Annotated in this window: 3 protein-coding genes and 5 pseudogenes; 2 read left to right on the forward strand and 6 right to left on the reverse strand. The window is 44.0% G+C overall.

The window, feature by feature from the left end; genetic code table 11:
• Positions 1–90: 90 nt before the first annotated feature.
• Positions 91–691: pseudogene (yfbR, locus tag V6N89_RS09390) on the reverse strand (5'-deoxynucleotidase).
• Between the two features lies 1 nt (position 692).
• Positions 693–1915, reverse strand: a pseudogene (locus V6N89_RS09395) (pyridoxal phosphate-dependent aminotransferase).
• 268 nt (positions 1916–2183) lie between these two features.
• On the opposite strand from V6N89_RS09395, the gene V6N89_RS09400 reads away from it, so the two are divergent.
• Together V6N89_RS09400 and V6N89_RS09405 are read left to right on the forward strand one after the other, a co-directional pair.
• Positions 2184–2978, forward strand: a complete 795-nt coding sequence (locus tag V6N89_RS09400) for a DUF2189 domain-containing protein (RefSeq protein ID WP_338517320.1) — start codon at positions 2184–2186, stop codon at positions 2976–2978.
• 381 nt (positions 2979–3359) lie between these two features.
• On the forward strand, positions 3360–3692 hold the full coding sequence (locus V6N89_RS09405; RefSeq protein ID WP_338517321.1) for a DUF3718 domain-containing protein: 333 nt from the start codon (positions 3360–3362) through the stop codon (positions 3690–3692).
• Between the two features lie 132 nt (positions 3693–3824).
• Here V6N89_RS09405 and V6N89_RS09410 read toward each other — a convergent pair.
• The 4 genes and pseudogenes from V6N89_RS09410 to V6N89_RS09425 form a co-directional block, all read right to left on the reverse strand.
• Positions 3825–6930 (reverse strand): annotated as a pseudogene (locus tag V6N89_RS09410) (efflux RND transporter permease subunit).
• A pseudogene (locus V6N89_RS09415) lies at positions 6927–10267 on the reverse strand (efflux RND transporter permease subunit). The pseudogenes V6N89_RS09410 and V6N89_RS09415 overlap by 4 nt, the downstream one beginning before the upstream one ends.
• Before the next feature lie 25 nt (positions 10268–10292).
• Positions 10293–11403 (reverse strand): annotated as a pseudogene (locus tag V6N89_RS09420) (efflux RND transporter periplasmic adaptor subunit).
• A gap of 201 nt (positions 11404–11604) precedes the next feature.
• Positions 11605–11997 carry an OsmC family protein gene (locus tag V6N89_RS09425; protein WP_338517322.1) on the reverse strand — a complete coding sequence of 131 codons (393 nt, stop codon included), beginning with the start codon at positions 11995–11997 and terminating at the stop codon, positions 11605–11607.
• Positions 11998–12004 lie beyond the last annotated feature (7 nt).

Below are 12004 nucleotides of genomic sequence, written 5' to 3' on the forward strand. Positions count from 1 at the left end.
TTGTTTGAATAAATCTTTGGATATTGATCGCATTTTAATAGATGGGCGGTGCCTGTGGTGCGCAATTATTGTTCAATTGCGCAACGCATCTTACATTTCATCTAGGGTTATCTCATCTAAACTCAATGAAAAGCTTGGCACATAGCGTGTTAAAAAGTAATCAACCTCATCAGAGTGATATTCTTTGAGAATTTTATCTAACCGCTTCTTTGCAAGTTTGAACTCTTGATTGCCCGCGGCAAGTTCTTCTAGCGTTTTTAAGTAGGCGCACAACACATCGGCTGCTTTTACAATAAAAGCTTCTTCTTCGCTATGGTAATGGTGGTCGATAAGCGCAGCATAGTCTTCCCGAAACGCTTCTGGTGCCATTTCTATCAGTTTGTTTTCTGCAATTTTTTCTATCTTTTTATATTCTTCTTTTATGGCAGGGTTGAAATACTTTACTAGGTGTGGGTAAATCGCCAGTAAGTACTTCTGATACGTCATGAAACATGGCAACTGTGGCAATGCGGTCTGGATTTAGCGTACCACCAAAAAACTTATTCTTAATAAGCGCGAGTGCGTGCGCCACCATGGCGACTTGCAAGCTGTGCTCTTGTACGTTTTCTGTTCGCACATTGTGCATTAACGGCCAGCGATTAATAAGTTTTAAACGCGCTAAGTGAGCAAAAAAGTGGCTTTTATCAGACACACTACGCTCCTTGCTTGTACGTTCTAAAGAAGTTTCCAATGCGGTGTAGCGCAGGCACTAGTACATCACTGTGCGGTAAAAACACGAGTCTGAAATAAACCCCTTCGTTTAAATTAAATGCACGGCCATGTACAAGAAGAATTTTTTCGGAACTTAGTAAGTCCAGCACCATTTGCTCATCGTTATGAATATTAAACTTTTTCTCGTCGACACGAGCAAAGCAATACATAGCGCCCTTGGGTTTAACACAATGAATCCCGTCTATGCCATTTAGCATGTCAGTTGTCACGTCTCGCTGTATCCGCAGGCGACCATTCTCTCTTACTAAGTCATCAATACTCTGATAGCCACCAAGCGCCGTTTGAATTGCGCTTTGACAAGGTACGTTTGCGCACATTCGCATTGAGGATAAAATATTTAGCCCTTCAATGTAGTCAGATGCCAGACGTTTATTACCGCTAACTAGCAGCCACCCTGAGCGAAAGCCCGCGACGCGATAGTTTTTACTTAACCCACCAAAAGTGACAAAAAACACGTCATCCGCTAGCGACGCTATACTTGTGTGCTTTGCATCATCGTAGAGAATTTTATCGTAAATTTCGTCGCTAAAAACAACTAAGCCGTGTTGGCGTGCTATCTCTACCACTTCTTGAAGAAGGGCTTCGTCGTAAACCGCACCTAGGTTGGGTTGTTGGGATTAATAAGCACAATTGCCCGCGTCTTGCTGGTAATTTTACTTTTTATATCGTCTAGGTCCGGAAACCATCCGGCTTGTTCGTCGCAGCGATAGTGCACGGGTGAACCAGAAGAGAGGCTCACCGCAGCGGTCCACAAAGGGTAGTCTGGGCTAGGGATCAGCACTTCATCACCATGGTTAAGCAATGCTTGCATGGCCATCATGATTAGTTCGGATACACCGTTTCCAATATAAACATCGTCAACGCGAATCTCTTTAATGTTGCGCTGCTGGTAATACTGCATCACGGCAACACGGGCAGCATAAATTCCTGTCGAGTCAGAATATCCTTGAGACGTGGGCAGGTTATGGATTACGTCCTTTACAATATCATCAGGGGCTTCAAAACCAAATGGGGCAGGGTTGCCGATGTTCAATTTTAAAATACGATGGCCTTCATCTTCCATCTTTTTAGCCTGTGCGGCGATTGGGCCTCTGATGTCGTAACAAACGTTATCTAATTTATGTGAGCGAGATACAGTTTTCATGGTCTATCTGGTTGATTTACATACCCTGAGGTTATCGCAAACTAACGCACTATGCGATGGGATTCTCATCTATATTTACTATAAATGATGTGTTTATTCATGTTGCGGCTAATATTTAAACAGAAAGAGGGATATTTATCTCTTTTGTCATTAATCCATAAAAATATTGTTAATAGCTTGTGAACTTTTTAATCTAAGCCTATCGTAGTAATAAGGCGTGTATAAAAAATGCGCCAGTACTAGGTATGCAACTAGAGGTGATAAGAATATGTCGCACCATTTTAAAGAGACACCAGAGAACGCCATCACGCAGAGCGGTATCGCGAGAGTGATCCCTTGCAAGGAGCTGGATGTTGGCGATCCCATTAAATGGTTGTCCCTTGGTTTAAGGGATGCCATGCGCGCGCCGGGCTTAACGGTTTTTTACGGAATACTGTTCGCAGTTATTCCATGGTCAATCATGTATCTTGTACAAATGACAGGATGGCATCTCGTTATTTTACCTGCCATTGTGTGCTTTATGCTCGTTGGGCCTTTTTTAGCTGCTGGGCTTTACGATGTAAGTTGGGAGATGGAAAAAGGCCATAAACCAACGCTTCGTCACTCACTTCGCGCTATGCGCCGCAACGCATTCAATGAATGGGGCTTCGCCATTATGCTTATGGTGATGATGATATTCTGGTTGCGCGTAGCGTCGTTGATTCACGCACTCTATCCACCTTATATCGAAAACAATTTAGAAAGTCTGCTGCCGTTTCTTATGTTGGGCACTATTGTTGGCGCTATTTTTACTTTGGCTATGTTATTTGTGACAGCATTTACTCAGCCCATTTTGATGGAGCGCAAAGTCGACTTGGGTACAGCAGTGTTAACCAGTGTAAATGCGGTATGGCTTAACAAAGTCCCTATGCTGATTTGGGGGGCTATTATTTTTAGCGCAGTAGCTATTGGTTTTGTCACTGGGTTTGTCGGGTTTATCATTTTGATGCCGTTAATAGGGTATGCGTCTTGGCATGCTTACATTGATGCGATTGAGACTAAACGCGAGAGAAAGTACGAATAAAGTGTAATTTAATTACGTTTCTATGCAGCTTAATTGCAATAGAAGCACATAATAATGTGACCAGTTTTGTTAAAATTACAATAAAAGGCCTTTAACGAGGCCTTTTTTGTGTCTGTTCTTATAATAGTTTTTTCTTATTCGCTGTACTTGACTTTAAATATGTTATATCAGTTTTGTTTATAGTTATGCATATCAATAGCTTATAATTTTAAAGTTTTCGTAACATCCTGTTTTACCAAATATTTACTGTCCTTCCACAATCTTTAAACAGCAAAATTTTAGCGCTTGGTGCATAACTTAATGGTGTTCAGCAACAAGCGACTCACGCTGTGTTGACCACAAAAAGAAGCATTTAATTAAATACCAAGAGAGGACAGAAACATGAAATTATTTAAATCAACACTCGTCACCAGCGCTTTGGTCGTAACATCTGCCATGGCCTTTAATGTTAGCGCAGCAGCACCGCAAAAAGATGTTCGCTTTGTTGGCGAAACGCAGTTTGCTGGATTTTGTAAAGCGATTATCAACGATGACATTAAAGTACTTCGCTCTAGTTTGTCGCGTAATGTTGGTCGCATTGGTGCAAGTCAGCGCGAAGTATTGCGAATGGTAACGTCAGAAGAAGGGTTAACTTGTAATGGCAGTAGCCTTATTGAGTTTTCAGTTGAGCGAGATGCAAACGCTGTCTATGAATACTTAACGTCGCGCAGTTAAGCGAGTGGCTGTGTTTTACAAGAAAGGCAAAAAAAGAAAAGCGGGTTAGCACAACATTCGACGGTTCTGAATGTGTTGCAAACCCGCTTAATTAGTTCAAGATCTTTATCTTAATCAAGGTTTATTTAACGTTTATACCTTTACCCAACGCCCAACTCTGGCCTTGCTACTTCTAAACAGTCGCTGTGTTTTGAAACGCAGTTTTAGCAGCAGTACGTAAGCTAACGGTACTAAAAACAAGCTCGTTAGTGTAGAGAAGACCAATCCACCAATAATGGCAATGGCCATGGGTGAATATGGAGGGCCGTCACCACCAATGCGCGTACTCCCCATCGCTAACGGAATAAGCCCTAGCACAGTGGTCGCCACTGTCATAAGAATTGGACGTATACGGGTTACACAACCTTCTATTACAGCGTCATAAAGCGATAAACCTTCGTTAACCAATTGATTAATTCGGTCAACAAGAACAATACCGTTGTTCACCACAATACCCATAAGGATAAGCATTCCAATCATACCCATTACTGACATAGGGGTGCTTAGGTCACCATAAAGGCCCAGAATACGCCAGTGAATGAGAATAATAATGATGTTATTACTGACGTAGGCAGGACTAACGATTCAAACAGTGCGGCCATAACCACATATATCATACAAAGCGCCAGCAGCATGTTCATCTGCATTACAGCATTTGCCTCGTTTTGACGCGTGAAACTGCCATCAAGTGTCCACTTATATCCAGTGGGTAACTCAATGTTTGATAGCATTTTTTCTATACGTTCACGGGCTTGCTCTGTGGTGGTTTCACCTTCTAAGTTTGCACCGATGGCTAGGGCAGTTTGTCTGTAGTTGCGATTTATCTGCGAAAGCTGAGGCTTCACTGAGAAATCGGCAATCATATTCAAATTCACAGACTGTCCTTGCGCGAAACCAATATTGATATTTTTCAGTTCACTTAGCGAGGCTTGAACATCGCTACCAAACTTAAGCTGCACATCTACTTCATAAGCATCACCGTAGCGGAACGTACGCAAGTTGTTTCCACGAAGGGCTGTAGCGATAAGGCCAGCGACAGTGTTAACTTGAATGCCAAATCGATTAGCTTTTTCTCGATCAATACGTATTTGCACTTCATCACGCGTAGAACCTGTATCCGCCTTTACATCTTCCAAGCCATCAATATTGGCAAGGATAGGAATGATCTGCTCTGAGATAGCAAGAAGCGTTTCAGACGACTCGCCAAGCAACGTAAGGCGAATGCCGCCACCGTTACCGCTATCCCATTGAAAAGACGGGCGGGCGCGCACAAAAGATGGCATGCTCTCGCGAATGTCTTCCTTAATTTTGCTTACCTAAGCACCGGAAGCTCATCATTTAACGTGATCCCGCTCACAGCGTGACCTGCGGTAAAGTAAGTGTATACCTGTTTAATATGGAATCGCTCTTGATTGTCATATAAATAGGCTTCCATCTTGTCTACGGTTTTTTCAACTTCGTCTAACGTAAAGTTTTGTGTGATGTGGTAGTTCAACCAAATACGCTCTTGATTGTTGTTGCCCTCATCATCACCAGTGACAGCCTGCATTGGAATAATGGTAGACGCCAAAATGAACACAGCAATAAGGCAGGTTTTTCCTTGGTTCTTTAGCATCCATTGCAGCGCCTTGCCATAGCCTGCAATGTAACCAGGCGTTTTAGGTGTTTTGACCACAGGAATTGACACTTTAGTCGTCAGCAGTGGGATCAGTGTTTTGGCAATAAACAAAGAGGCAAATAAAGAAATACAAATAGCCACAGCTACGTGTTCAAGAAATATAGTGACATCTATTTTCACGCCAACGATATTGGGTAAAAAAACAATTGCCGTGGTCGCCGTACCCGCAATGACCGCCAAGCTTACTTTGTTAACCCCAATTTGAGTTGCTCTACCGACGTTACTGTCTTGCTGACGTTCTTGAAAAACACTTTCTGTGATAACAACTGCATTATCTACTAGCATACCGACGGCTAACATTAATCCCATCAAGGAAAGAATATTAAGTGTATAGCCCAATAAATACATAACGCCTAGCGTGATGCAAATAGAGAAAGGCACCGACAGTACAACGATGAGTGTGGTGGTGAGCTGTCTTAAAAATAAATACAACACAATGACAGAAAGTAGGGCACCGAGCAAACCCGCATTAAGCAAATCACTCAATGAAGACGTTACGCTTTTGGCGGTATCGTCCATAACAAATAAGCTTATGCCAGTAAACTCTGGGTCTTCTTCTGCTGCATCAATAACTTCCATCACGGCGTCTGAAACCTCAACTAAGTTACTACCAGACTCGCGAAATACGTTAAAGCCAACGGCAAATGTACGGTCGAGGTGGCGGCCTTCGTTGCGCTCTGGAAGTTCGTAGGTGACAGTTGCTATATCTGACAAGCGCACGCTGCGGGTAACCCACATGTTTTTGAAGTCATTGACATCAGTGAACTCGCCAGTAGGGTTAACCAGGATTTTCTCACCGTTGTTATACATGTAACCAGCGGTTAGTGAGAAATTGGCGCCCTCTAATTGCTGTTGCAAACGGGTACCATCAATTTGATAGGCCGCCATTTTCTTAGGGTCGAGGCGAATGGTAATTTGGCGCTTCATCGTGCCGTAAAGCTCTACCTTTGATACGCCCGGCACACGCTCAAGTGGGCGTTTTAGATTACGTTCCAAAAGATCGTATGCATTGGATAAGTCCCGGTCGCTAGAGACGCGAAGTTGAAAAATAGGCATGTCGTTGGTGTTAAACTTGTACACCATTATGCGCTCAATATCGTCCGGCAATTCATGCCGTATCGCGTCAACCTTTTCCCGTGCTTCAATACTTTTAGCTTTTAAGTTTTCATCCCAGTCAAACTCAACAATCACTTCAGCCATATTGTCGTAAGAACGCGCACGAAGACGTTTTATACCTGACATGGTGGCAATTGCTTCTTCAATAAGCCGCGTGATCATGGTTTCAATCTCTACTGGCGTAGCATCAGGGTAGGGGATTTGCACCACCATTTCAGGAATATCGATACCGGGAAACTTCTCAAGTGGTAATAGTCTGCCCGACACGACGCCGAAAAGGAGCATCGAAATGAATAACATACCGACGGTGACAGGTTTATTAAGCGCAAATCTCGCCAGTGCAGCACCAATGCCAGCTATTTTACCAAGCGGTGGGGTAGAGGTGTTATTAGATGGTGTGCTCATAGCACACCTCCTTTGCCCATATCGCCTTGTTGCGCAGCTACTTCTTTGTCACTGACAGGCGCTAGCATTTTTTTCGTGTCGAACAAGCTATATAGCACTGGCAACAGAACCAGAGTGAGTAAGCTTGCAAACAGCAACCCGTATATGACGGTTATTGCCATTGGCGTGCGAATCTCAGCACCTTCGCCCAGGCCAAACGCCATAGGAAGTAAACCTAAAATTGTGGTCAGCGTTGTCATAACAATTGGACGTAAGCGTGTTTTTGCCGCGTCAACAATAGCCGCTTGTTTTTCCATGCCTTGACGACGTAACTGATTAATGCGGTCCACTAAAACAATGGCGTTATTCACTACGATTCCGCACAGCATGATTAGGCCGATAAATACCACAACGTTTAATGGCGTACCTGTAAGCCATAAACCATAAACTGAACCAGCACCAGCAAGCGGAACGGCAAACAATATCAGTAATGGGTGCAGCAAAGACTCAAACTGTGAAGCCATTACTAGATAGACCATAAACACGGCTAACCCCAGGGCGAACTGCAAAGAGCGAAAGCTATCTTGCATATCTTCACTTTGCCCTGTTACATGCGCACTTAGTGTTAGCGGAAGCTGTGTTTCATCAAGTACTTTATTGGCCATCAATACGGCCTCATCAAGCTTGCCTCTTGCCAAGTTAGCTGACACTAGCGCTACTCGTTGTTGACCTACGCGCGTTATTTCGCTCGGACCAACACTCATGTAGACATCAGCAACGGCGCTAAGTGGAATTGGCTGTGTTGCACCAGGGTTTACAACAATGGCGCGTACACTTGCCATATCATCACGTTGACTCTCAAATGTGCGTACCAAAACATCTACTTTTCTATCTTCTACACTGTATTGGGTAGCAACACGTCCGCCAATTTTAGCCGCAATAAGTTCAGATACTGTGGCTGCATCAAGGTCGAGTCGGGCAAGTTTGGCGTGATGGAACGCAATCTTTAACTCTGGATTGCCGTCGCGAATGCTAGTCGTCACATCAGCAAAGTTTGGATAGCTTGCCAGCTTTGTTGCAATTGCGTCGCCGTATTGCTGCAGCTGATTAAGATCGTAGCCTGCTATTTCAATCTGTATTGGCGAGGCAAAACTAAATAGTTCAGGTTCTGAGAACCTAGCTTGTACCTGTGGTTTAAATGCAAGGTGGTCACGCAGTTGTTGCTTTACAGCAACCATTTCAGCCTCAGTGGCACTGGGTTTCATTACGATATTCAGGCGTCCCCAATGATCGCCACCCTGATTTGGCGCAGCGCTTATTAGGCTTCCTGTTCCTGACATCGCATATGTGCGCAGCACCAAACTTTCATTGTCACTGTTCACAGGGGCAACAGCAACTTGGGCCAATTCACTCATTACATCATCCGTTCTAGCAAGCGGAGACCCTGCAGGTAAGGTTACTTCAACAGAAAACTCGCCTTGCGACAGGGTTGGAATAAGCTCCATACCCAACTTCGGAATCAGTGTTACCGCTCCGGCCGCTAGGGCAAAAGCAGTGATAAGCACAAAGGTGCGTGCACGTAAACTTACTGCAAGTAGCTTTTCGTACCCTTTGGCAAGTAAGTCAAACCCTTTGTTGAAAACAAAAATAAGCGGTGCAAACATGAACCCTAGTAGCTTGCTCATCACTTGCCAAACGCCAATTGCAAGTGTTACCAATGATGCTAATAGCAAAGAGAGAAGTTTAAAAACTAAGCGAACCTAGGTAGGGTGATGAAATAACCAATTTTTCCCAATAATGTAGAGGGGCGAGGCGCTGGAGCGTGGTCAAACGTATCTTCATGGTCGAGTTGCTGTTTTTTCTTTTTGTGCGCCATGGCAGGTATAAGGGTCAACGCAACCACAAGTGATGCAGCAAGTGCGAAGGACACGGTGAGTGCTTGATCTCTAAATAATTGCCCCGCAATACCTTCTACAAAAATAAGAGGAACGAACACAGCCATTGTGGTAAGTGTCGAAGCAACAATAGCGCCAGATACTTCCTTTGTGCCTTCACTGGCAGCAAGTGTTTCTGTGTCGTCATTACCTAGAGCATGCTTGTGCTTTTTATGACGGTCAATGTTTTCAAGTACTACGATACTGTTGTCTACAAGTAGCCCCACCGCTAACGCAATACCTCCCAAACTCATCATATTAAGGCTGATGTCGTTGGCATACATTAAGTTAAAGGTGGCGATCACCGAAACGGGGATTGATACCGATATAATGACGGTAGCCCAAAAGTCACGTAGGAATAGATAAAGCACGAGCATGGCAAGGATACCGCCTATCACCGCTGCCGACTTAACATTGTCGATGGCCTGTTTGATAAATACACTCTGGTCATAGATTTGTGCGAGTGTATAGTCGCTTGGCAAATTCTGATTCACCTCACGTAGGCGCGCAGCGACTTTTTGAGCCACATCCACGGCATTTGCATCGCCTTCTTTGTATATCGCTATTTCAACCCCTTCTTTCCCATTAAAGCGGGTAACTACATCACGATCCTTGTAAGCACTTTGGACTTTCGCGACGTCTTTTAGCTGGATATTCTTGCCGTCAAAACGGCCTATAAATAGGTTTTCGATATCGCTTAAGCTTTGAAATTGATTTAGCGTGCGCACCAAAAATGCCTGGGCTGCATTATCAATTCTGCCTCCCGCTGCATTGATGTTCTCTGCACTGACACGGTCGATGATTGTCGTAATTGGAATGGAAAGCTGACTTGCTTTTTGCTGGTCGATAAGAATGTGGATCTCGTTTTCAAGACCGCCGCCAACACGCACGGCTGCAACACCCTCAACAGACTCTAGCGAGCGTTTAACTTGTTGTTCAGCATACAGACGCAAGCGTTTCATTTGTTCGACAGAGAGACTTGCGCTTTCAGTTTGCGCCGTTAATCCCATTTTAATAACGGGGTCTAGGCTTGGATTAAAGCGAAGCAAGCGAGGCTTTTCAATATCAAGAGGGAGTTGCAATACATCTAACTTTTCACGAACTTCTAAACTGGCAAAGTCCATGTCAGTGCCCCATGCAAAGGACAATACAACATCAGACTGCCCAGCGCGTGAAGTAGAGGTCACTTTCCTAACCCCCTTAACCACGCCAATAGCTTCCTCAATGGGTTTTGATACAAGCTGTTCTACTTCTGCAGGCGCTGCGCCATCATAATCAGTACGAATGGTAAGAGTAGGGTAGGACAGGTCAGGGAGAAGGTTCACCGACAACCTTCCCAATGACACCATGCCAAATAACAGTACAGCAAATGTAAACATGCTCACCGCTACTGGGCGTTTAACTGCGATATCGACAATACGCATGATAGTAACTCCTTGTCTCGCCAGCTTAGCTATTTACAACTTCAACAGGCGCACTGTCTTTAAGATTTTGGTGACCAGCAGTCACTACTTCTTCATTACCTTCTAGACCGCTAATAACTTCAATTACATCGTTATTCTCAAAGCCAGTGGACACATTTACTTTTTTGACTTTTCCGTTATCAACGACGAAAACGCTGTGGTTGTTGTCGATGGTTACCAATGCTCGGCGTGGTAGTAAAGTTGCATTGGCATGTGTCGCATATTCTAGTGATACATCAGTAAACATGCCTAGCTTTAAGGCGATTGTCTTCGTTAGGTACCTTCAAGGTCACTTTAAATGTTCCCGTGGTGGCATCGATAACCGGACTAATGCGTTCTACATTGGCAACAATGGCATGGTTTCCTAACGCTGCGACGGTTAATGTCGCACCTTGACCAACCGTGACATTAGGTAGTTCATTTTCTGGTAGATAAACCACACCTTGCAAGTTGCGTTGTTGAACAATATGGAACATGCGCTCACGTTGAAACGACTCTGTTAAATTACCAACTTTTGCGTTTCGCGATGCGACATAACCACTAATGGGGGCGGTTATTGTGGTTTCTTTCAGATCAAGTTCGGCTAAGCGAACCGACGCTTTTGCCGATTCATACTGTGACTTCAGCTTGTCATAGGTGTCATCACTGATCAGCTTTTTGGAATAGACTTTATTGACTTTATCAAGCTCGCTTTCAATTCCGTTAAGGTCGGCAAGTGCTTTTGATAAATTGAGTTCGTAGCGACGTTTGTCTAGTTGGGCAAGTACCTGGCCCTTCTCAACATAATCCCCTTCTTCTACAAAAATCTCTTCTATAATGCCTGAGGCTCTTGCAACGACAAATGCTTCTTCGCGCGCCTCTAAAATAGCGGTGGTATCGTAAGTAGAGGTAATGTCACCAGTGCGAATGTTTTGTGTTTCAACAGGAATCGCAAATACGACTTCTTCCACCGCTTCGTTATTAGCAGCGCTGTCTACTGCATCTGCATCAGAACAGGCGGTCAGTGACAGGGAAAGTGCAATTAAGCTGCTTCCTATCACAATATTGCGGAGAGTGGATGTGGCGAAAACAGGTGTTGTACGTTGTGTAGTATCCATGGTCAAAAGCCCTAACGTTGTTGTCGTTATATAATAATGACCATATACAGCAGCTAACATGCCAAAGATGTTAACTAATGTTAAAAGCTTTATAAATCAATTGGATGTATATGTAGCAAGGCATGTATAGCAAAAAGCCAACCTAAGCAAGGTTGGCTTTTTTAGCTAAGTCATAGCGTATTTGACTAATTGATGAGTTTATTACACTAAAGTATAGCTGGTGGTGATATCTACATTACCCGTAAGCATAAGCATCACCGAGCAATACTTTTCTGCCGAAAGTTGCACTGCTCGTGCTAAGGCTTTTTCGCTAATACCTTCGCCCGATACCTTGTAATGAGCATGAATTTTAGTGAAAACCCGCGGTGGTTCATCTGCTCGAACCGCCTCTAGTTCGCATTCACACGCTGTGATGTTGAAGCGGCCTTTCTTTATGATATCGACCACATCAACACTTGAACACGCGCCAACGGCTACCAATACCGACTCCATGGGGGAAATAGCGTTGCCATTGCCGTCCATAACCGTTTTATATCCGCTATCAGTTGTCCCTGTGAATGTGAGATCTTTGTCCCAAGAAACGTGCGCTTTCATTTTATGT

This window comes from Alteromonas gracilis, assembly GCF_036870955.2.
Classification (GTDB): Bacteria; Pseudomonadota; Gammaproteobacteria; order Enterobacterales; family Alteromonadaceae; genus Alteromonas; species Alteromonas gracilis_A.